Source organism: Pseudomonas sp. B21-051 (assembly GCF_024748795.1).
Classification (GTDB): Bacteria; Pseudomonadota; Gammaproteobacteria; order Pseudomonadales; family Pseudomonadaceae; genus Aquipseudomonas; species Aquipseudomonas putida_A.
In genome coordinates this window covers 5,945,590-5,967,624 of record NZ_CP087166.1, presented here as the reverse complement: position 1 = coordinate 5,967,624, position 22,035 = coordinate 5,945,590, and the positions used below count along the sequence as shown (strand labels likewise).

The window sequence follows — 22,035 nt, the reverse complement described above, 5'->3', positions numbered from 1 at the left end:
ATCTGGAGCAGTTTGGCAACGGGGTTGGCTTGTGTATGCTCCGTCCACGTTTCGGGCCCATGCTCATTCTTATAAGAACAACAACATTGCACAAGACCCTCAGCTCAGACCTGTCGGGCCCCTCTGTGGAACCCCGGGTCATCCGCAAGCATTACGCCACCGAAATGGCGGTCGAACGCACGCGCCTGCTGTATCAGGGCTCGCTGCTGCCGACGATGTTCATGTTACTCAATGGTCTGGTCTGCGCCGCTTTGCTCTGGAGCCCGCAGCGCTATTTCGTGGTCAGCATCTGGCTGGTCTGGTTGTTGTCGCTGGTGGCACTGCGGGTGATTCAGGTCGCGGCGTTCGATTCGGCGATCCCGGACCGTCAGGCTCAGCCGATCTGGTTTCGCATGTTCCTGCTCGGCTCGACCATGACCGGTCTGACCCTGGCCGGTGCCGGCATCGCCCTGGTGCCCGCCGACAACTTCATGCAGCAAGCCTGGGTGTTCGGCCTGATCGGTGCCGCGACCTTGTCGGCGAGTGTCGCCTATGCCGTCAGCCTGCCGGCGTTTCTGTCCTTTACCTTGCCGTGCCTGCTGCCGGCGATCGGCTACCTGTTCTGGGGCGGTGATGAGCAGGCGCGCGGTTGGGGCTGGCTCGGGCTGATTCTGCTCGGTTCGCTGAGCGTGGTCGCCTGGCAGGTCAATCGGCTGATCGATCGTGGCTTGCTGCGACGGTTTCAGAATCAGCACCTGATCGAACACCTGCAGCAAGCGCAGAACCGCAGCGAGCAGCTCAATCAGGCGCTGGCCAAGGAGATCGAACAGCGGCGCTGTGCCGAGGGCCAATTGCGTGAGGCGCAGATTGAGCTGGAAGATCGCGTGGCCCAGCGCAGCCGCGAACTGGACGTGGCCAATCAGGCGCTGAGCAAAAGCGAAGCCCGGCTGGCCCTGGCGTTGAAGGCCAGTGAGCTGGGGCTGTGGGACTGGAACCTGCAGACCGACGAAGTCCATCACACGCAGATTCAGGAGCTGTTCGGCCTCGCGCCGGAGTACGTCACGGCAATCCTGCGCGACCTCAAGCCACGCCTGCATCCCGAGGACGTGCCGTCGCTCAAGCAGGCGCTGATCGAGCACCTGAAGGGCCGCACCGAGGACTATCAGATCGAATACCGCGTACGTCACGGCGACGGTCATTGGGTGTGGATCGAAGACCGCGGTCGCGCCGTGGAGCGCAGTGACAGTGGGCGGGTGATCCGCATGGTCGGCACCCGGCGCGACATCAGCGCGAGCAAAAGCCTCGAAGAACAGCAGCGACTGGCGGCCACGGTGTTCGAAGCGGCCAGCGAAGGCATCGTTATTCTCGACCCGAACTACGCGCTGATCGCGATCAATCAGGCGTTCAGCCGCGTCACCGGTTATGACATCGAAGACATGCTCGGGCGCAACGTCGTCGAACTGCCATGCAGTCGTGATGCGCGGCGGCACTACGTCTCGATCCGCCACGCTTTGGAGCAGCACGGCAGTTGGCAGGGCGAACTGGTGGAAACCCGCAAGAACGGCGAGCTGTATCCGCAGTGGCTGCAACTCAACGCGGTGCGCGACAGTCGGGGAAACGTCAGTCATATCGTCGGCTTCTTCGCCGATCTTTCTGCGCGGCGCGAATCCGAAGAGCGCATGCGCTTCCTGACGCATTACGATGAGCTGACCGGGCTGGCGAACCGCTCGCTGTTCCGCGAACGCCTGCACGAAGCCCATCAGCGCGTGCGTCAGGGCGGGCGCCGCAGTCTGGCGCTGCTGCACATCAATCTCGATCGCTTCAAGTTGCTCAACGACAGCCTCGGCCACGAGGTGGCGGATCAGCTGTTGCAGAAAATGGCCCGACGTCTGGTCAACGCCTTGCCGGAGGCCGACACCATCGCCCGACTGTCCGGTGATGAATTTGCCGTGCTGTTCGATGCCTACGGCAACCTGTCGAGCCTGGCGCGGGTCGCCACGCGGCTGTCGAGCAAGCTGCGCCTGCCGCTGACGGTCGAAGGGCATGAACTGGTGGTCAGTGCCTCGATGGGCATCAGCATGCTGCCGGACAACGCCCGGGAAATCTCTGCGCTGGTCAGTCAGTCGAACATGGCCATGCAACACGCCAAGCATCTGGGCGGCAACAATTTCCAGTTCTACACCGACAGCCTGCAGGCCCGTACCCTTGAGCGCCTGCAACTGGAAAACCAGCTGCGCAAAGCCATCGAAGACAAGCAGCTCAAGGTGTTCTACCAGCCGAAGCTGTGCCTGCAAACCGGGCGCCTGAATGCGGCGGAAGCGCTGGTGCGTTGGGATCATCCAAGTATGGGCCGGGTCCCGCCGGGGGACTTCATTGGTCTGGCCGAGGAAACCGGACTGATCGGCCCGATCGGCGAATTTGTACTGCGCCAGGCCTGCTGGCAGGCGTGCGAGTGGCAGCGGCAAGGGCTGGAGCCGATTCGGGTATCGGTGAACCTGTCGGTGCATCAACTGCGTCAGGGCAAACTGGTCAGTCTGGTGCGCCAGGTGCTGGAAGAAACCGGGCTGGCGCCGCACTACCTCGAACTGGAACTCACCGAGAGCCAGTTGCTCGACAGCGTCGAACACATCATCGCGACCTTCCAGCAGTTGCGCGACTTGGGGGTGAAGCTGGCGATCGATGACTTCGGCACCGGCTATTCGTCGCTGAGTTACCTGAAACGAATTCCGGTGGATTACGTGAAGATCGATCAGGCGTTCATTCGCGGACTGGGGCAGGGCAGCGAGGATGCGGCGATCACTCGGGCGATCATTGCCATGGCTCACGGGCTGTCGTTGAAAGTGGTGGCCGAAGGCGTCGAGCGGCAAGAGCAGCTGGAATTTTTACGTGCTGAGCGCTGCGACGAAGTTCAGGGGTATCTGATCAGTCGCCCGGTGGAGGCTGAGCGTCTGGCTGGGCTTTTACGCGAACAGGGAAATCCGCTTTAAGGGCTACATGCACTCCATCGCGCCTGATATGGGGACATGGAGTTACGCATTGAGCAGGCAAAAAGCCAATTCATGTAGTATAACTACAAGCGTGCTACATCCTTGCCCATAAGAAGAGTCCAGCCCCTTGAATCTGCTGCAACACATCGCCCAGTCACGTCACCTGTTACGCAAGTCGGAGCTCAAGGTCGCCGACCACGTGCTGCTTGACCCTGCGGCGGTGATGCACAGTTCCATGGCCGACCTGGCCCACAGCGTCGGTATCAGCGAGCCGACCATCGTGCGTTTCTGCCGGGCCATCGGCTGTTCCGGCTTTCAGGACCTCAAGCTCAAACTGGCGCAAAGCCTGGCCGCCGGTGCCAGCTTCGGCCAGTTCGCGATCCACGAAGACGACTCGGTCGCCGACTACAGCCTGAAAATTTTCGACACCACGTTGCACACCCTGATGGAGGTTCGCGAGAAACTCGATCCGGTGGAATTGCAGCGCGCGGTGACGCTGATGTCCCAAGCGCAGCGTGTCGAGTTCTATGGCTTTGGTGCGTCAGGCGCGGTGGCGGCGGATGCGCAGCACAAGTTCTTCCGTCTGCTGCTGACGGCGGCGGCGTATTCCGACCCGCACATGCAGGCGATGTCTGCAGTGACGTTGAAGCCGACCGACGTGGCGATCTGCATTTCCCAGTCCGGGCGCTCCAAGGATCTGCTGATCACCGCCAACCTGGTTCGCGAGAGCGGCGCGTCGCTTATCACCTTGTGCCCGAGCCAGACACCGTTGGCCGAGCTGTCGACCGTCAACCTGGCGATCGATGTGCACGAAGACACCGAGATCTATACACCGCTGACCTCGCGAATCGCGCATCTGGTGGTAATCGACGTGCTGGCGATGGGCGTGGCCATGGCGCGTGGGCCTAGCCTGGTCAATCACCTCAAGAGCGTGAAGCGCAGCCTGCGCAGCTTGCGCCTGTCGCCCAAGGCTGTGAAAGCCTTAGACGATTAAGATCAAAAGATCGCAGCCTTCGGCAGCTCCTACACCGATCCCTGTAGGAGCTGCCGAAGGCTGCGATCTTTTGCTTTTCGGCGGTGGCCTTCATCAAACCGTCATCCCGCCTGCCTATCGTGAAACTCCCGTACTCGCCTTGGGAGACTCGAAATGGCTCAGCCCTACGAAGAACGCAACAGCGCCGCGAAAACCCGTCGTCAGCAGGAAGACCAGCGTCGAATGGAATTCCGTCGCGCAATCGAAGATCGCTTCGAACTCCGTCAGCTTCAGGCTGAAATCGGTGGTTTTCCCGAGGAACTCGAACTTAATCACTGGCAGGCAGCGCCCGCAGCTTCCCGTCGAAGCGTTCAACCAGCGCGCTGATCTGCACCCGTTCGCTGCGGATAAACGCCAGGAAGGCGTGCGCCACCGGTGACAGCCGTTTGGCCTTGGCTTGCACCAGGCACCAACTGCGAAACAGCGGCAACTCTTCGACCGGCAGTTCGACCAGGCCGCCGGTCGCCAGCTCCAGGTTCAGGGCGTGGCGCGTCAACAGCGCCAGGCCCAGGCCCGCCACCACGCATTCACGCTGGGCTTCGGCCGACGCCACTTCCTGGGTCTGGGTGAAGTGCACGCGTTTCTCTTTGAAATACTCTTCGCAGGCCAGTCGCGTGCCCGAACCCGGTTCGCGGATCAGCAGCGTGTAAGGCTCGAGATCCTGCAAACGCAGCGGCCCCATGTGTGCCAACGGATGGTCCGGGCGCGCCACGGCAACAATCGGATTGTTCAGAAACGGCAGAAATTCCAGGCCCATGTCCTGCGGCACCATCGACATGATCACCAGATCATCGCGGTTGTCGGAGAGGCGGCGGATCACTTGGCCACGGTTAACCACCGTCAGTTGCAGATTCACTTCCGGATGCTGGCGCTTGAACGCGGCGAACAGGTGCGGTACGAAATATTTGGCGCTGGATTCCACCGCCAGTTTCAGTTGCCCCTGCAGCGAGCCCTGCATGTCCGACAGCTGCATGTCGAGGTTTTCCAGACGGCCGAAGATGTCCCGGCTGGCGCGTTGCAGGGCTTCGGCGGCCTCGGTCATGTAGAGTTTTTTGCCGACATAATCGAATAATGGCTGGCCGATCAGCTCTTCAAGCTGACGAATCTGTAGGCTGACGGCCGGTTGTGTCAGAGACATTTCATCGGCTGCGCGGCTGTAGGAACGCAAATCACACACTTCGTTGAAAATCTGCAACTGGCGTAATGTCATACGCATCAAGGACTTACGCATTTTTTATAGGCTCTGACGGCAGGCTGATGGTTTAACTATAAGTCTTTGCTTATGCCTGACCCAATTTTTATTCATTTTTGTTAATCCCTTGTGAGGGCTAGTGTGGGGCTGCGACCAAATTGAAACATTTGGTCACGCGTCGACCTGGGTCTAGCAGGTCGTGGTGCCACCGGCTCAAGGGAATTTCCAAGTGATAAAAAAGATCCTGATCGCCAACCGTGGTGAGATTGCCGTACGAATCGTGCGGGCCTGCGCCGAGATGGGCATTCGCTCGGTTGCGATTTTTTCCGACGCCGACCGGCATGCCTTGCATGTGAAGCGTGCGGACGAAGCCCACAGCATCGGTGCCGAGCCACTGGCCGGTTATCTCAACCCGCGCAAGCTGGTAAACCTGGCGGTGGAAACCGGTTGCGATGCACTGCACCCCGGTTACGGCTTCCTCTCGGAAAACGCTGAGCTGGCAGAAATCTGCGCCGAACGCGGGATCAAATTCATCGGCCCGTCGGCAGAAGTCATTCGCCGCATGGGCGACAAGACCGAAGCCCGGCGCAGCATGATCAAGGCCGGCGTGCCGGTCACCCCGGGCACCGAAGGCAACGTGTCGGGTATCGAGGAAGCGCTGAGCGAGGGCGACCGTATCGGTTATCCGGTGATGCTCAAGGCCACCTCCGGTGGCGGCGGTCGCGGTATCCGTCGCTGCAACAGCCGCGAAGAACTCGAACAGAATTTCCCCCGAGTGATTTCCGAAGCGACCAAGGCTTTCGGTTCGGCGGAAGTGTTCCTGGAAAAATGCATCGTCAATCCCAAGCACATCGAAGCGCAGATCCTCGGCGACAGCTTTGGCAATGTGGTGCACCTGTTCGAGCGCGACTGCTCGATCCAGCGCCGCAACCAGAAGCTGATCGAAATCGCCCCGAGCCCGCAACTGACCCCGGAACAGCGCGCCTACATCGGCGACCTGTCGGTGCGTGCGGCCAAGGCTGTGGGCTACGAGAATGCCGGCACCGTGGAATTCCTGCTCGCCGAGGGCGAGGTGTACTTCATGGAGATGAACACCCGGGTGCAGGTGGAGCACACCATCACCGAAGAAATCACCGGGATCGACATCGTCCGCGAACAGATCCGCATCGCCTCCGGCCTGCCGCTGTCGGTGAAGCAGGAAGACATTCAGCACCGTGGTTTCGCGTTGCAGTTCCGCATCAACGCCGAAGACCCGAAAAACAACTTCCTGCCGAGCTTCGGCAAGATCACCCGTTACTACGCCCCCGGTGGCCCGGGCGTGCGCACCGATACAGCGATCTACACCGGCTACACCATTCCGCCGTTCTACGACTCGATGTGCCTGAAACTGGTGGTCTGGGCGTTGACCTGGGAAGAGGCGATGGACCGTGGCCTGCGGGCGCTGGACGACATGCGCCTGCAAGGCGTGAAAACCACCGCCGCGTACTACCAGGAAATCCTGCGCAACCCGGAATTCCGTAGCGGCCAGTTCAATACCAGCTTCGTGGAAAGCCACCCGGAACTGACCAACTACTCGATCAAGCGCAAACCCGAAGAGCTGGCCCTGGCCATCGCCGCCGCCATCGCCGCCCACGCAGGCCTGTGAGGAATACAACAATGTCCAAGAAGATCTTTGTCACCGATACCATCCTGCGCGACGCTCACCAATCGTTGCTCGCTACCCGCATGCGCACCGAAGACATGCTGCCGATCTGCGACAAGCTCGACAAAGTCGGTTACTGGTCGCTGGAGTGCTGGGGCGGCGCGACGTTCGACGCTTGCGTACGCTTTCTGAAAGAAGACCCGTGGGAGCGTCTGCGCCAACTGCGCGCCGCGCTGCCCAACACCCGTCTGCAAATGCTTCTGCGCGGGCAGAACCTGCTCGGCTATCGCCACTACAGCGACGACGTGGTCAAAGCTTTCGTTGCCAAGGCAGCGGTCAACGGCATCGACGTTTTCCGCATCTTCGACGCGATGAACGACGTGCGTAACCTACGCGTAGCGATCGAAGCGGTGAAGGCTGCCGGCAAACACGCTCAGGGCACCATCGCCTATACCACCAGCCCGGTGCACACCATCGACGCGTTTGTGGCGCAGGCCAAGCAGATGGAAGCCATGGGTTGCGACTCGGTGGCGATCAAGGACATGGCCGGTCTGCTCACGCCGTATGCCACCGGTGAACTGGTGCGAGCGTTGAAAGCCGAGCAATCGCTGCCAGTATTCATCCACTCGCACGACACGGCGGGTCTGGCGGCGATGTGCCAATTGAAGGCCATTGAAAACGGCGCCGACCACATCGACACCGCGATCTCCAGCTTCGCCTCGGGCACCAGCCATCCGGGCACCGAGTCGATGGTCGCTGCGCTCAAGGGCACCGAGTACGACACCGGTCTGAATCTGGAACTGCTGCAGGAAATCGGTCTGTACTTCTACGCCGTACGCAAGAAGTACCACCAGTTCGAAAGCGAATTCACTGCCGTCGACACCCGCGTGCAAGTCAACCAGGTGCCAGGCGGGATGATCTCCAACCTCGCCAACCAGTTGAAAGAGCAGGGCGCGTTGAACCGCATGGGCGAAGTGCTGGCGGAAATTCCGCGGGTGCGTGAAGACCTCGGCTTCCCGCCGCTGGTAACGCCGACCTCGCAGATCGTTGGTACCCAGGCGTTCTTCAACGTGCTGGCCGGCGAGCGCTACAAGACCATCACCAACGAAGTGAAGCTGTATCTGCAAGGCGGCTATGGCAAGGCGCCGGGCGTGGTCAACGAGAAACTGCGCCGTCAGGCCATCGGCAGCGAAGAGGTGATCGACGTACGCCCGGCCGATCTGCTCAAGCCGGAAATGACCAAGCTGCGTGCCGACATCGGCGCACTGGCCAAGTCCGAAGAAGACGTGCTGACCTTTGCCATGTTCCCTGACATCGGCCGCAAGTTCCTCGAAGAGCGTGCCGCCGGCACCCTCGTTCCGGAAGTGCTGTTGCCGATCCCTGAGGCCGGTGGTGTGGCCAAGGCCGGCGGCGAGGGCGTGCCGACCGAGTTCGTCATCGATGTCCACGGCGAAACTTACCGCGTCGACATCACGGGTGTCGGTGTGAAGGCCGAAGGCAAGCGTCACTTCTACCTGTCCATCGACGGCATGCCGGAAGAAGTGGTGTTCGAGCCGCTCAATGAATTCGTCGGTGGTGGCAGCAGCAAACGCAAACAAGCGTCGGCACCGGGCCATGTCAGCACCACCATGCCGGGCAACATCGTCGATGTGCTGGTCAAGGAAGGCGACACCGTCAAGGCTGGCCAGGCCGTGCTGATCACCGAAGCGATGAAGATGGAGACCGAAGTCCAGGCAGCGATTGCCGGCAAGGTCACCGCCATTCATGTGGCCAAGGGCGACCGGGTGAATCCTGGCGAAATCCTGATCGAGATCGAAGGCTGAGATAACTGCCGCGATTCAACGTTTTAAACCTCGGGGGGGCATGTGCTCCCCTTTTTTTCGCCTGCAATATGCTGTTCTCTGTAGGAGCTGCCGAAGGCTGCGATCTTTTGATCTTCAAGAGCAAAGTCAAAAGATCGCAGCCTGCGGCAGCTCCTACACTAGCGTTGTGTCAGAACGCCATGCGCCACTGACCCGTCACGCCGTAGCTGCGGCTATCAGAGCCGGCTTCGCCGCTGATGCCGAGGCCCAGGGTGTTGCGAGTGGACAGCGTCAGGTCCAGACCTGCATCCAGGGTAAAAACGTTGCGATCCATCTCGGCCCCGATCACCTCAAAGCTTTTGCCACCCTTGACCAGTCGCTGGCGCGTTTCGTTATCGAGCTCGCCATAGGTGTGTTTCACGCTGGCGCTGAGACGCGGCGTCAACTGCATGCCGTTGGCCAGGTGACTGGTTTTCGCCAGGCGCAGGCCGACGGTGCTGCTCGGGTTCGCCCGGGTTTGCCCCTGAACCTTGAGCGCCGCATCGCCACCTTTCTCGGTGTAACCATCACGCTGGTAGCGTTGATAGCCGACGCTGGCGAACGGTTCGAAGCTGACGTTGCCACGCCCCAGGTTGTAGCCGACTTCGGCAAACACCTGCTGGGTGCTGGCGTCATAGCTGCTCTTGAGGCGATCACTGAAACCCTGGAAGGCAACGCGACGTTTGCCGCTGCCGTCATGAATGCCGTACGAGGCCCCCAGGCGCAGGGCAAACGGGCCGTCCTGACGCAGCGCGTAGGCGCCGAGGTACCAACTGTCGAGATCGCCGTCTAACTGTCGGGCATCGAAGCGGGTTTGCGCTTTTGCGCCCATCAGGCCGACATGCCATTGCTCGTCGATTCGCCAGTCGGCCCCCATGATCAGACCTTGAGTGGAATGCTTCAGGACACTGTCGGCGTCCCGGTCGACCTTGCCGCCATGCCCCAGCGCTTGCAGCCAGACCCGTCCATTGCCTTCGTCGGAAGCAGCCAGACGTGGTGCATTCCCTGAGCTCCGCGCTCCATTGGCGCTGTCCAGTTGATGCATGGCCGAAAGCATGCTGGCGCTGAGCGGATTGACGCTGCTCAGTGTGGCTTTGGCGAGGTTGGCGTTGCTGCCGGCGGCGAGTTGTTCGAGAGCCACGCTGGCCGTTGGCTTGCTGGCGCCGAGCAGGGCCGTGACGGCAGTATTTTGAGGTGTGGCCGCACCCATGGCTGTGCTTGGTTGGCGAGGTACCGCAGGTTCTTGAGGTTGCTGAGGTTGCTGAGGTTGCTGAGGGGTGGAGGGTATCTCGTCAATGCTTTGCGCGAGCGCCTGACTATTCTGCGTGGTCGCAAGGCTTTCAAGCGGCACATCGTTACGGGCATAGAGCAATCCCACTCGTTGTGCCTCGTAGTGCAGCGTCGGGGTCATGTATGCCAGATCGTTTTCAACGGTGCGAAACTGCCCCTCAATCTTTCCCGCTTCCAGAACGGTGTGCTGACTGCTTTGCGGATAGTCGCCGGCGGTGACGAGTTTCAGGGTGGCGTCACCCAAATGAGCGGTTCCCTTTACGACCACTGTCTGACTGTTGCCGGATGCATCCACGGCATAGGCCAGCACGGCAGAACGGGTCAGGCGCAGATCTCCCGCGATCTTGGGTGCGCCGTAGACATCGTCGACGGTCATGCGTCCGTACACGTTCAAATGATTAACCGCACCATTCCCGGCTATATGGGCGTTTTCCTGAACATCCACCATGCCGTCAATGAGGCCCTGGTTGGTCAGGTCACCGCCAGACGCGACAGTGACGCCGCCATTGATCGCTCCTTTGTTGATCAAGATACCTTCGGTCACCGCCGTGCCCAGAATTTGCCCATCGTTGACCAGCAATGCCTTCGGATGAACCAGTACACCGAGACTGAAATCACCCGGTCCGCTGCGGGTCCAGCTCCCGCGCCTGACCTCCAGCCCACTGAAGTTACGGGTTTCACCCAGCACCCCTTTCCTGTTCGCGTCGAGTTGCAGCAGGTTATCGCCCCCGCCACCGTCGACCAGGCCGGCGAAACTGCCCCGAGATTGCACCGTGACAAGGTCATTGCGCCCATCGAGCGTCAGCGCCACACCCTCCTGCGCCGGATAGGCTTTGCTGACCTTCAGTTGGACGGTTTCCGGATGATTGGCGAAAGCGTTGGTCGCTGATTTGAATGCTTCAGGGGAAGCGGGAGAGATGCCTTGAGTTTCTGGCGGTGCATCCTGAGCCATGGACAGATCGGCACATCCCATGGCCAAAGCAATGGCTAATGTCAGGTGTTTTGGTCGAAAGTGGAATTGAACGGGCATCGAGTTCAGCCTCTCGTGGAAGGAGGCCAAACTCTAAGTTGGAGCCGGCAGGCACCGATGTCAGCCGGATCGCTCGGTGCTGCGGGCTGCGTCTGTTTGATCTTCGGAAAAGAGCGGCTCGACACGGATTGGCGGAATGCGTCGTGGCGCCGCGTTGTCGTTTCCTACAAGTTACGGTGCCATCAGCCGCTTGTAATGATCAGAAATTCATCTGCCACTGCTCGATCCGCCCGTGGTGGAAGTCTGTCGGCGGATCCGCTCAGCTACGCCGCACATAAGCCTTGCCGTAATGCCGCTCCATCCGCGCCTGGATCAGCTCCAGACCGATCGACATCAGCCAGTAAATGATCGCCGCCGTGGTCAGCATCTCGATATAGCGGTAGCTCGAGCGTCCGTAGGACTGCGCCAGAAACATCACTTCCCAGACGCCCATCACCGAGATCAGTGACGAATCCTTGAGCATCGAGATGAACTGGTTGGTGGTCGGCGGGATGATCGTGCGCATCGCCTGGGGCAGGGTGATGCGCCAGAAGATCACGCTCTCGCGCATGCCCAGCGCCAGCGAAGCTTCGCGTTGGCCGTAGGGCACGCCGAGGATGCCGGCGCGGAAAATCTCGCTGAGGTAGGCGCCGTAGTTAAGTGACAGGGCGATGATCCCGGCTACCACTGCGCCGGGCACCACGCCCAGTTGCGGCAGGCCGAGGTAGATCAGCAGGATCTGGATCAGCAGCGGCGTGCCGCGAAAGAACGAGGTGTAGAAACTGGCGATCCCGAATGCCACGGCGCTTTTCGACAGGCGCGCCAGAGCGGTGACGAAGCCCAGCAAGGACGAGGCGACGATCGCGCAGGCGCAGAGAAACAGGGTCAGTGCCGCGCCCTGCAGAAAGCCGTTGGGCGCCAAGTGCACGCCGAGCAGATTCGGCAGCTTGTCGAGGATGATCGAGAGCTTCAGATCGAAGCTGAGGAAAAACCCGGCAAACAGGCTGAACATCGCCGCCCAGGTCAGGTACAGGCGCGTGCGGAAACCGAGCAGCCGTTGCAGGCGCGATTCAGTCACCGGTTGCGGTTGCGGTGGCTGTGGAGGTGTCGGGAAGGCAGTCATTGGCTGATATCGGCGCCGATCCATTTCTGCGACAGCTTGCTCAGCGTGCCGTCCTGCTTGAGTTGCGCAAACACCTCGCGCACTTTGGCGTCCCACTGGGCGTCACCCTTTTCGATGGCCACCGAGTTAGGTTCCGAGTACAGCGGCGCGCCCGCCAGTTTGAAACGCTGATCCTGATTCAGGCGCGGCTGCGCGGTCACCAGATTGGTGAGGATGGCGTCCAGGCGCACACCGGCGCCCAGACCCAGATCCTGAAAGGCAACGTTGTCGGTATCGTACGGAGCGATCTGCACATCCTCGAACGGGTACTCCAGACGCGTGTCTTCGGCGCCTTCGATGACCAGATTCTTGTTCAGATAGCTTTCGTAGCTGCTGGCGCTGGTCAGGCCGACTTTCTTGCCGCTCAGGTCCTTGGCGCCGTGGATGCGATCGTCCTTGGCGTTGACCACGATCACGGCAGGCGAGGCGTAGTACTCGACCGGGAAATCGAACACTTCGGCGCGCGCCTTGCTCGGGGTCATGGAGCAGATGCAGATGTCATAGCGCCCGCTCCAGCGGCCGGCAGCGATCACGTCCCAGGATGGTGTTTCGAGGCGCAGCTTGACCCCCAGCTTGTCCGCAACGGCTTTGGCGACGTCCACGTCGAAGCCGTCGAGCTGATTCTGCTCATTGAGAAACGAGAAGGGTGGGTAGCTTTCCATCAGCACGCCGACCAGTTGTTTTTTCTGTTCGACGCGATCGAGTGTGGCGCCGCCGAAGGCTTGAGTGGACGCGGCCAGAATCGTCAGGCCCAGCGCCAGTAGCGGTTGAAGTTTCACAGTCGACACCTGAAAAAAAGGGGTTGTTATTAACCGAATGGTGCGTATTAAATAGTTATAAGAACTACTCTGGTAGTGAGTAATTTTCATAAGCATATGAGCGAAAAGCATATGGGCACAGCAAGCACGGTAATTCTCGATGGCGGCATGGGCCGTGAGTTGCAACGCGCCGGGGCGCCGTTTCGGCAGCCGGAGTGGTCGGCGCTGGCCCTGATCGAAGCACCGCAAGCGGTCGAAGCGGTGCACGCCGCCTACATCGCCAGCGGCGTCAATGTGATCACCAGCAACAGTTATGCGGTCGTGCCGTTTCATATTGGCGAGACGCGGTTTGCCGCTGAAGGTCAGGCACTGGCGGCGTTGGCCGGAGAGCTGGCACAGCGTGCGGTACAGGCCTCGGGCAAAGCGGTGCGAGTGGCCGGTTCGTTGCCGCCGCTGTTCGGCTCCTATCGCCCGGATCTGTTCGAAGCGGCGCGGGTGAACGAATTGCTGACGCCACTGGTGACCGGCCTGGCGCCACATGTCGACCTGTGGCTGGCGGAAACCCAGAGCTCGATCATCGAGGCGCGTTCCATTCGCGCCGGTCTGCCGCAGGACGGCAAACCGTTCTGGCTGTCGTTTACTTTGAAGGATGAAGACACCGACGAGGTGCCGCGTCTGCGTTCCGGTGAGCCGGTGGCCGAAGCAGCGGCAGTGGCGGCGGAGTTGGGCGTGGAGACGCTGCTGTTCAATTGCAGCCAGCCGGAAGTGATCGGCGCAGCGATTGATGCGGCGCGCGATACCTTCGAGCGTTTGGGTGTGCAGATTCACATCGGCGCGTATGCCAATGCGTTTCCACCGCAACCGAAAGAGGCAACGGCCAACGACGGCCTCGATCCGCTGCGCGATGATCTGGATCCGCCGGGGTATTTGCACTGGGCGATTGACTGGCAGCAGCGGGGCGCCAGCCATTTGGGCGGTTGCTGCGGGATCGGGCCGGAACACATCGCGGTGCTGGCGCAAAAGCTGGGGTAAACAACAGATCAAAAGATCGCAGCCTGCGGCAGCTCCTACATGGGATTGATGTTCACCCTGTAGGAGCTGCCGCAGGCTGCGATCTTTTGCTTTGACGATTTAACTACGGCACTCGACCAAACCTTTGAGCTGCCCGGTCGGTATCTGGTTGGCATCGCTCAACCACTGCTCGAACCCTGCCGCAATCGCCGGCCACTCCGAATCCAGAATCGAATACCACGCGGTATCGCGGTTCTGTCCCTTGACCACCATGTGCTGACGGAACACGCCTTCGAAGCTGAAACCCAGACGTTCGGCGGCGTATTTGGAGCGGGCGTTGCCGTTGTTGCACTTCCACTCCAGGCGACGATAGCCCTGTTCGAAGGCGTATTTGGCCAACAGGTAAACCGCTTCGGTACTCTTCGGTGAACGTTGCATCGGCGCACCGAAGGTGACGTGGCCGATCTCGATGCGCCCCTGCGCCGGGACGATCGACATCAGGCTGAGGATGCCTTGCACCTGGCCCGTGACGCGGTCGATCACGCTGAAGAAATATGGATCGCTGCTGGCAGCGTGATTGTTCAACCAGTCATTGAAAACGCTGCGCTCGGGAAACGGCCCATACGGCAAGTAATCCCACAGCTTCGGGTCGGCGCCGGGGCCTTCGAGGGCGTTGAACAGATCGTCGCCGTGACGCGCCGGGTCGAGGCGTTCCAGGCGGATGAAACGGCCTTCGAGCAAGGTGGCGGTGGGGGCGGGAACGCCTTTCCAGTCGGCAAGTGCAGTGGTCATGTACGCGGCTCCTTAAATGGCTTTGCGAAACTGGATGAACCCCGGGCGCTCGGCGATGCGCTCGTAGAGCTGGATCGCGGTGGCATTGGTTTCGTGAGTCAGCCAATGCACCTTGCAGCAACCGTCGGCCTTGGCGGTGGCGTAGACGTGTTCGATCAGCAAGCGACCGACGCCGGTGCCACGGGTTCCCGGCGTCACCAGCAGGTCTTGCAGGTAGCAGGAGTTTTCGATGCTCCAATTGGAGCGGTGATAGATGAAATGCACCATGCCCACTGCTTTACCGTCGGCCCAGGCGAGGGCTGCGTGGGTCGGCTCACTCGGGTCGAGGAAACGTTGCCAGGTGCTGTGCGTGACGGCGTCCGGCAACTCGCTGTTGTAGAAGCGCAGGTAGGCCTGCCACAACGGTAACCAGGCGGCGTGATCACCGGCAGTCACCGGGCGGATCTGGATCTGACTCATGCTGATTTCCTTAACGCATCAAGTGGGCGAGGGTTCGGTCGGCGATGTCGGGGCTGGCAGCCAGGCCATCGCGCACGCCGGCAATGTCTTCGGCGCTGCGGTTCTGGCTGAGCTTGCGTTTGCCTTCGAGGCGATCGATGGGAATGGCGAAACCGACGATGGCCTTGAGCATGCCGTCGATATAGTCGGCCGGCGCATCGTCGACCTTCCACGGTTGCGCGCGACCGGCTTCATGGCGATCGGTCAGGGTGCTGACGATGTCGAGCAGGCGCCCGCCGTCGCTGAAGGTTTCGGCGTGGCCATAGGCGTGCACGGCAACGTAGTTCCAGGTCGGCACGACTTTGCCGTGCTCGGCCTTGCTCGGGTAAAACCCCGGGCTGACGTAGGCGTCGGGGCCGGCAAATATCAGCATCGCTTCAGCGCCGTCGCGCAGGTCTTTCCATTGCGGATTGGCTTTGGCCAGGTGCCCGTACAGCGTACCGTTCGAGCCCTGTTCGCGGTGCAGCAGCACCGGCACATGGCTGGCTTGCAGGCCGTTTTCACCATGACTCACCAGAATCGCGAGACGGCTGGCGAGGATCAGTTCGTGCAGTTGCGACAGTTCGTCGATGGCAAAGGCGCGGGGCGTGTACATGGAGAGATTTTCCTTGGCGAATGCCTGCATCCTAGGCAGGCTATTGGTCTGTTGTAAGAGCCATTGAAGACCAATTTCATAGGTCCATTGTCATGCCCGAATCGCCCACGCTGTCCATGCCGTTTAATCCGGCCGGTATCGAGCTCGACCGCCGTCAGGGTTTGAGCCGCCAGCTCTATCAGGCGCTGCGCCTGCGCGTGCTAGACGGGCGGCTGGCCAGTGGCACGCGGTTGCCGGCGAGTCGTGATCTGGCGGCGGCATTGGCGATTTCCCGCAACAGCGTGGTGCGCGCCTACGATCAGTTGTACGCCGAAGGCTTCATCGAAGGCCGCGTCGGGGACGGCACATATGTCGCTCAATTACCGCAAAGCGCATTGCCCACAAAAAAGCTATCCACAAAAGTATCCACAGGGTTTTCAACAGGCTTACCCACAGCCTTATCCACAAATTGGCTGGATTTGCCTGTGGTTCCATCCAGTAAAGTTATCCACAGCGGCGCTGCGCAGCGTCTGGAAAACAACCATTTATCGTTACCGCCGAGTGGCCCGCCGAAGGCCTTTCGGGTCGGCGTTCCGGCCTTCGATCTGTTCCCGTTCGAGGTCTGGGCCAAGCTCAACGCGGCTTTCTGGCGCAAACCCGATCTGCAGCAGCTGTGTTACGGCGATCCGGCCGGGGATCAGCGCCTGCGTGGATTGATCGCCGCGTATTTGCGCAGCTCGCGCGGCATGCAGTGCACGGCTGAGCAAATAGTGATCACCAGTGGCGCGCAACAGGGCATCAGCCTTTGTGCACAGCTGCTGGTCGAGCCGGGCGATGCGGTGGGCATCGAGAATCCGGGCTACCGCGCGGCTGGCCATGCCTTTGCGGTGGCCGGCGGCCGGTTGCACGGGGTGCCTGTGGATCAGGACGGCATTGATTGCACGGCGCTGGGGCAAATCGCCGATTGCCGCCTGGCCTATGTCACACCTTCCCACCAGTACCCGAGCGGCGTGGTCATGAGCCTCGCCCGTCGGCTTGAGCTGCTGGCCTGGGCCGAACGCAGCCAGGGCTGGATCATCGAGGACGATTACGACGGCGAGTACCGTTATAGCGGGGCACCGCTGGCACCGTTGGCGGCACTGGATCGTCAGGGCCGGGTGCTCTACGTCGGAACGTTCGGCAAGGTCGCCTTTCCGGCGTTGCGTCTGGGCTATCTGGTGTTGCCGACGGGGCTGGTACAGGCCTTCGCGCGGCGCCGTGCGGTGGACGTGCGGCATTCGGAAGTCAGCACCCAGGCAGTGATGGCCGAATTCATGGCGGCCGGACATTTCCAACGGCATATCCGGCGCATGCGGCGCGCCGCCCTGAGTCGGCGCAACTGTCTGCTGGCGCATTGGCCGGCCAACGTCGAAGGCGTCGCAGGCCTGCCCGCCGTGGCTGCCGGGCTGCACCTGACGGTCGCGGTGGACAGCGTTGCCCGTGAGCGCGAGCTGATCGCCCAGGCGGAAAGTGTCGGGGTCGAGGTCAATGGCCTGAGCAGCTATTGGTTACCCGACTCCCAAACCCCGGCGGATCAGCGCGCCGGCCTGGTGCTGGGGTTTGCCGCCGTGCCGGAGGTCGATATCCAGGCCGCTCTGGCACGGCTTCGCAGCGTCTGGTGCGGCTGACCGTCAGCTTTCGTCGGTTCCCGCATGGCGTGGGTGAAGGAACAGATCCCGCACCGCCGGACGGGTGATCCGGCGCAGCACGTTATCCACAGCATCGAAGCTGTCCAGTTCCTGGCGCGCTTTCGCTGGCAACTCCTGCAAAAAGCCGTCGGCAAACTTCAGGTGAGCAGCCGTGAAGCGATCGCTCGGATCGGTCAGCGTGTCGTAATGAAAGTGCGCAACCCACAACGGCTGGTCGTTGCGCGTCTTGTCGAGCACTCGGAACTCCTGAAAGAAATCCTTGCGCTGCCGGGTGCGGATGCGTCCGCGCGGGTCTTTGACGATTTGCACCAAATGGTGTTCGTACAGCCATTTCAGATAGCTCTCCCGGGGCTTGCGTGCAGTGAGCATGCTGCCGTAGACGTTGATGCCTTCGCGACGCAGACGGGCAGCGGCTTCACGCAAGTCGGTAGGCAGACTGCCTACAGGAAATTCAGCGCTTTTGCGCGCAAGTATTGCCTGAACGTTTACCGCTGCCTGATCGAAACGGGTTGCCTGTTGATCGAACAGATCCTGCATGTCGGCCGGGATGCGCGAAGGCCGCTGCGCATCGGCGCGCAGGCGTTTGATGAAGGCTTCCACTTCCGCGACCAGGGTCATCGCATTGTCGATCATCTGCGCATCGTCCAGTGTCGGGGCCACGGCGGGGCGCTTGATGGTTGAGCGGATCACCGGCATGTCTTCCGGCGCCTGGGGTTTGTCAGAGGACGCTGCCAATGGTGTATCGATGATTCGCGGCCGTGACTTGCTCACTTTGCCGATCCCGCGCGAGGTCGAAGGTGCCGGATCGAGTCTGGCCATGGCTGCGGTGGGAACCTCTTCCGGTTCCGGCAGGGCGATCAGCAGACGCTTGCGGGCCAACTGGTGAAAGTCTTCGACCAATTGCTGAACCCGCTGGAAGCGGTTCACTTCAAGGTGCGCGGAGGCGCTGGCCAACACCTCCTGCAGACGGCGCTGAGCATCGGCCAGACGGTCGACCACGGCGCTCAGTTGCTCGACATCCAGTGCCCGGCTGTTGCGCCGCTCCACGAGCAGATGGCCGGCCTCGGCAGCCCCCTCGATCACCGGAACGATCAGTTGCCGCAGTGGATCGAGGACGCTGTCCGGTGCGTCGCGCAGCGACAGCTCGGTGGACATGCCGATTTCATTGGCGTGCAAATCGCGTCGGCTGAACGAGGGCATCAGTCTGCGCAGTTCAATCGCCACTTTGCGGGTCGCGCCGGTATGTTGGTCGAGCCTGTCCAGCGAGGCGTGCAACTGCGCAAGGCGCTCGACCATCTCGTCACTGACGGCGATGGCCTGGCGTGCGGCCTGCATCTGCGTCGCGCGCGAGCGGGTCTCCGGTGGTTCCGAGGTGCTCAGTTGTGGCGCGACGATGCGCGCGTACTCGCGCAACTTCATGCGCATCCAGCCGCTGAGATAGCGATGCTGTTCGACCGAGAAGCGCATCAGTTGCGACTGGTAGAACACCCCGGCGCCACCGGCCTCTCGCCACTTTTCCAGATCCTGCAGGGCCTGACCGTAGGCACTGGCCAGTTCGTCGGCCTTGGCGATGTACGCGACCACGGCAGCTTCGGACATGGGCGCCGCCGGGTCGCCGTTCTCCAATGGCTGCAAGGCTTCGTCGAGGCTGGCCTTGCGCCGGGCTTCCTGTTCGATGAACCGGTGCAACGCCGCCCACGTCTCATCCTTGCGGGTGGCGCGCTCGCGGCGCAGTGCCTCGATCCTTCCGGTCGGGCCGCCACCGCGCAAGCGCAGTCTGAGATCCCAGTTCCACAGAGCGGTCTCGCGATCGAAACGAATGCTCAGACCGGAAAGCCCCGCTTTGTGCGGATCGACGATCAGCACCGGTTCGTCGCCCTCGACGCTGACTTGAAACCAGCGTGTTCCCACCTGGGCATAGAGTTTTCCCGAGGCTGAGTACAGGTGGGCGGCATTGGCGCGTGCATTTTCGGGCAGCGCCGGTCGGGGGACTTTCAAACGGTCAAGGCGTTGCACAAAACTTGCGTGTGCATCAAACCGTACTGGCGCGGAGTGTGCGAGCAAGGACCGATGCGCCTCGGGCAGGCTGGAGCCCCACGCCGCGGTGTCCTGCGTGATAGTCGGCGTGTTGCCGGGGAGCATTGGCGCTTTGGCGGTTTCTGCAAAGTGTGTGCGACTCGACCGTGGAATTTCGTTGAGCGGCCCCGAGAGTCGAATGCGCCGTACTGATGCTTTCTGCGCGAGCAGGATGCCCAGTGCCAGCAGCACGTCGCCGATCGAAGACCACTCGACCGCAGTGTTGCCACGCTCATGGGCATCCAGTGCCTGCTGGACCTGGCTGATGGTCTGCCAGACCCAGACAGCCGTGCCCGCCGGGCCGCCGAGAAAGTTGCTGGCCACACCGAAGATGGCCCAGCCGCTATCAGCCAACAGCGTCCAGCGCCGCTCGGAATTGGACGTCGATTGGCGATCGGCGAGATCGGCCATGGCCTGACTGTTGCTGGCGAACAGCTGCGAGAACACATCGCCGCTCAGGGGCGTATTCGCCAGGTCAACGGCGGCGGTCAGGTCGAGGTGCAAAAAGGGTTCGAACGCCAGTTCGGTAATCGTCCATGGCGAGGGCAGTCCGGCGGAAAACACATACTGCGCGTACTCGAAACTCAATGCCGGAGTGGGCAGCCAGGCCAGCACCGAATCGCGCAACTCACCCGGCTGGTAGAACGCGTACAGCATGTTCTGTTCCGAGGGGAACTGACGCAGCGATTGCTCGAGCAAGGGCCGGTAGAGCAGGCATGGGCCGCTGGCGCCGGCGCGCGGCCCGATGATGTACATGTTCGCCACCGTGTCCGGGGTACTGCCCAGGCGAAAGCGCGGGACGAAGGCCAGGGGCCGGATCTGCACCGGCCATTCGGAGGTGGGGGATTTGCCGGCGATGCAGTCGATCAATTGGCGGACCATACGATAACCCTGTTCATCGACATCACCCTGACGCTTGAGCTTGCACTCCAGCGCCAGCATCGGCAGCAGCTGCGGCAACTGTCTGCTGTAGCGGAGCCTGTGGCGCCCGGCCTGCACCGGGTCGTCGATCAAGGTGCGCTTGATCAGTTTCGGATAACGTTCGCCAATATTGACTGCGCTGGCGATGCGCGACAGCAGCTTTACCGTCAACCAGTCCGGTGTGGCGCTGCCGTCGGCGTAAGCGACCGTGGCGAGGTAAGGGCGAGTGTTATGCAAGGCGAATTCGCCAAGGGTCTGGACACTGACGCTGGTCGGATCGGGCAGGGTCAGACCGCCGGCTTCGAAGCTCTGGGTCAGGGTGATTCGTACATCATCGAGGGGCAGTTGCAGGGTATCGGCAGCGGATCGCTCGGCAACGATGGCGGCGCGCATCTGTTGCTGGGCATAGTCCAGAATCAACGGGACCTCGCGGTATTCGAAGCACTGGCTGTCGGACTCACCACGCAGGCTGCCCAGGTCGGTCAGATAGCCGCTGTAGGTCTGGATATCATCCAGCGATCCGGCTAGCAGCCATTGCGGAATCGCCCTGTCCAGTTGCTCGATGCGCGCGTCGTCATCTGTCCTGGAGTCGGTATCGCCTTCGCGCGGGTGTGAAAAGAATTTGGCCAGGGGCGAGCGACTGCCTGGATCGAGGGCATCGATCGAGTCGATCTGACAGCTCACCAGCGCCTGGACCATGGCATCGAAAATATTTCCGTCGGGCTCATAGAACCGCCATTTCAGACCTTGACCGCGCAAGTCGATGTCGATGCGCTCGGGCAGGGTGGCACCCAATTGCGCCATGGAACCGAACGATTCATAGCCTTCTTCGATGGTGAACAGCGCAAGCAACTCGCGACCGCCCAGTGTTGCGCTGAGCACCAGCGCGCCGGCCAGCATCAAGTGCTGCGTCTGGCTGCTCTCGGCCTGATCAAACACCAGGTCGAGATCAATCAGACGGGCGCGCACGTTCGACAGTTCGGCGCTGGTCGAGGCGCGAGACGCATTGTCCGGGTGTTGTGCGACGAGACGGGCGAGGCGGCACTCGTGCGTATCCCAGCCATTCACCGATTGCACGTTGAGCGCTTGTTGCAGGGTGTCGGCCAACTGTTGCCAGCGCGGTTTCTGCTCGATGATTTGATTCCAGTAATCGAGTTGGCTCTGCGCGAAGCCGGCGAACAGTACCGGGGCATTTTCGTTGAGCAACGTCGTCAGCACATCCATGCCGACCGGCAAATGCACCGGCTCTTCGGTCTGCGGTGACAAGGTCAGGAAGTGCTCGCCTTCAATGCAGTTGGCTTTGGTTTGGGTGAACGCCAGGCGCGCCAGCCAGTGAGTCAGCGATTCGAAACGACAGCTATGGCTGACCAGACTTTCGCCCTGTACCTGCCAGACCGGGGTCGCCAGCAAGGCTTTGTCGGGATCGATCTGCAGGTCGGGAAACTGTGTATTCAAGGCCTTGCGCAACAGTTGTGCCGCGGCGTCGTGCAAGACCGGTCCGCCGCTGGTCTGTTCGACCAGGCGGCTTTTGTTCAAGAGTTGGGGAGCAATGTTCGTGCGGATTGTTTCACTCATGGGATCG

15 protein-coding genes are annotated in these 22,035 nt (G+C 61.4%); 7 read left to right on the top strand and 8 right to left on the bottom strand.

Features of this window, described 5'->3' with window-relative positions:
• Positions 1-35 precede the first annotated feature (35 nt).
• From LOY52_RS26930 to LOY52_RS26920, 3 genes are all read left to right on the top strand, one after another.
• Positions 36-2,966: a GGDEF domain-containing phosphodiesterase gene (locus LOY52_RS26930; protein ID WP_258677401.1), complete on the top strand. Its 2,931-nt coding sequence runs from the start codon at positions 36-38 to the stop codon at positions 2,964-2,966.
• Positions 2,967-3,093: 127 nt separating this feature from the next.
• Positions 3,094-3,960, top strand: coding sequence for a transcriptional regulator HexR (gene hexR / locus LOY52_RS26925; protein ID WP_007962240.1), 867 nt, complete (start codon positions 3,094-3,096; stop codon positions 3,958-3,960).
• A 153-nt stretch (positions 3,961-4,113) separates the two neighbouring features.
• The gene (locus LOY52_RS26920) at positions 4,114-4,326 is read left to right on the top strand and encodes a PA3496 family putative envelope integrity protein (protein ID WP_095137820.1); all 213 of its coding nucleotides are present in this window, start codon (positions 4,114-4,116) and stop codon (positions 4,324-4,326) included.
• Here LOY52_RS26920 and LOY52_RS26915 read toward each other — a convergent pair.
• The gene (locus LOY52_RS26915; RefSeq protein WP_097089426.1) at positions 4,268-5,230 is read right to left on the bottom strand and encodes a LysR family transcriptional regulator; all 963 of its coding nucleotides are present in this window, start codon (positions 5,228-5,230) and stop codon (positions 4,268-4,270) included. The genes LOY52_RS26920 and LOY52_RS26915 overlap by 59 nt on opposite strands.
• Positions 5,231-5,420: 190 nt before the next feature.
• Between LOY52_RS26915 and LOY52_RS26910 the strand changes: the two genes are divergently transcribed.
• Positions 5,421-6,836: an acetyl-CoA carboxylase biotin carboxylase subunit gene (locus tag LOY52_RS26910; RefSeq protein WP_258677397.1), complete on the top strand. Its 1,416-nt coding sequence runs from the start codon at positions 5,421-5,423 to the stop codon at positions 6,834-6,836.
• A gap of 11 nt (positions 6,837-6,847) precedes the next feature.
• Positions 6,848-8,656 (top strand): sodium-extruding oxaloacetate decarboxylase subunit alpha, encoded by a 1,809-nt coding sequence (oadA, locus tag LOY52_RS26905; RefSeq protein ID WP_098966358.1) that lies wholly within the window; start codon positions 6,848-6,850, stop codon positions 8,654-8,656.
• Positions 8,657-8,825: 169 nt separating this feature from the next.
• Here oadA and LOY52_RS26900 read toward each other — a convergent pair whose 3' ends face one another.
• From LOY52_RS26900 to LOY52_RS26890, 3 genes are all read right to left on the bottom strand, one after another.
• Positions 8,826-10,994 carry an autotransporter domain-containing protein gene (locus LOY52_RS26900; protein ID WP_258680081.1) on the bottom strand — a complete coding sequence of 723 codons (2,169 nt, stop codon included), beginning with the start codon at positions 10,992-10,994 and terminating at the stop codon, positions 8,826-8,828.
• Positions 10,995-11,253: 259 nt separating this feature from the next.
• Positions 11,254-12,096, bottom strand: coding sequence for an amino acid ABC transporter permease (locus LOY52_RS26895; protein WP_258677394.1), 843 nt, complete (start codon positions 12,094-12,096; stop codon positions 11,254-11,256).
• On the bottom strand, positions 12,093-12,914 hold the full coding sequence (locus LOY52_RS26890; protein WP_258677393.1) for an ABC transporter substrate-binding protein: 822 nt from the start codon (positions 12,912-12,914) through the stop codon (positions 12,093-12,095). Before LOY52_RS26890 ends, LOY52_RS26895 begins: the two co-directional genes overlap by 4 nt.
• Before the next feature lie 111 nt (positions 12,915-13,025).
• On the opposite strand from LOY52_RS26890, the gene LOY52_RS26885 reads away from it, so the two are divergent.
• Positions 13,026-13,925, top strand: coding sequence for a homocysteine S-methyltransferase family protein (locus LOY52_RS26885; protein ID WP_258677391.1), 900 nt, complete (start codon positions 13,026-13,028; stop codon positions 13,923-13,925).
• Between the two features lie 99 nt (positions 13,926-14,024).
• Here the strand turns inward: LOY52_RS26885 and LOY52_RS26880 are convergent, their stop codons facing one another.
• The 3 genes from LOY52_RS26880 to LOY52_RS26870 are packed head-to-tail and all read right to left on the bottom strand — an operon-like array spanning position 14,025 to position 15,789.
• Positions 14,025-14,696: a GNAT family N-acetyltransferase gene (locus tag LOY52_RS26880; RefSeq protein WP_258677390.1), complete on the bottom strand. Its 672-nt coding sequence runs from the start codon at positions 14,694-14,696 to the stop codon at positions 14,025-14,027.
• 12 nt (positions 14,697-14,708) lie between these two features.
• Positions 14,709-15,155, bottom strand: a complete 447-nt coding sequence (locus LOY52_RS26875) for a GNAT family N-acetyltransferase (protein ID WP_258677389.1) — start codon at positions 15,153-15,155, stop codon at positions 14,709-14,711.
• Positions 15,156-15,165: 10 nt separating this feature from the next.
• Positions 15,166-15,789, bottom strand: coding sequence for an FMN-binding negative transcriptional regulator (locus tag LOY52_RS26870; protein WP_258677387.1), 624 nt, complete (start codon positions 15,787-15,789; stop codon positions 15,166-15,168).
• Between the two features lie 92 nt (positions 15,790-15,881).
• Here LOY52_RS26870 and LOY52_RS26865 point away from each other — a divergent pair, with 92 nt between their 5' ends.
• The gene (locus LOY52_RS26865; RefSeq protein WP_258677385.1) at positions 15,882-17,435 is read left to right on the top strand and encodes a PLP-dependent aminotransferase family protein; all 1,554 of its coding nucleotides are present in this window, start codon (positions 15,882-15,884) and stop codon (positions 17,433-17,435) included.
• Between the two features lie 3 nt (positions 17,436-17,438).
• Here the strand turns inward: LOY52_RS26865 and LOY52_RS26860 are convergent, their stop codons facing one another.
• Entirely contained in the window at positions 17,439-22,028 is a 4,590-nt protein-coding gene (locus LOY52_RS26860; RefSeq protein ID WP_258677383.1) for a hypothetical protein, read from the bottom strand.
• Between the last annotated feature and the right edge of the window lie 7 nt (positions 22,029-22,035).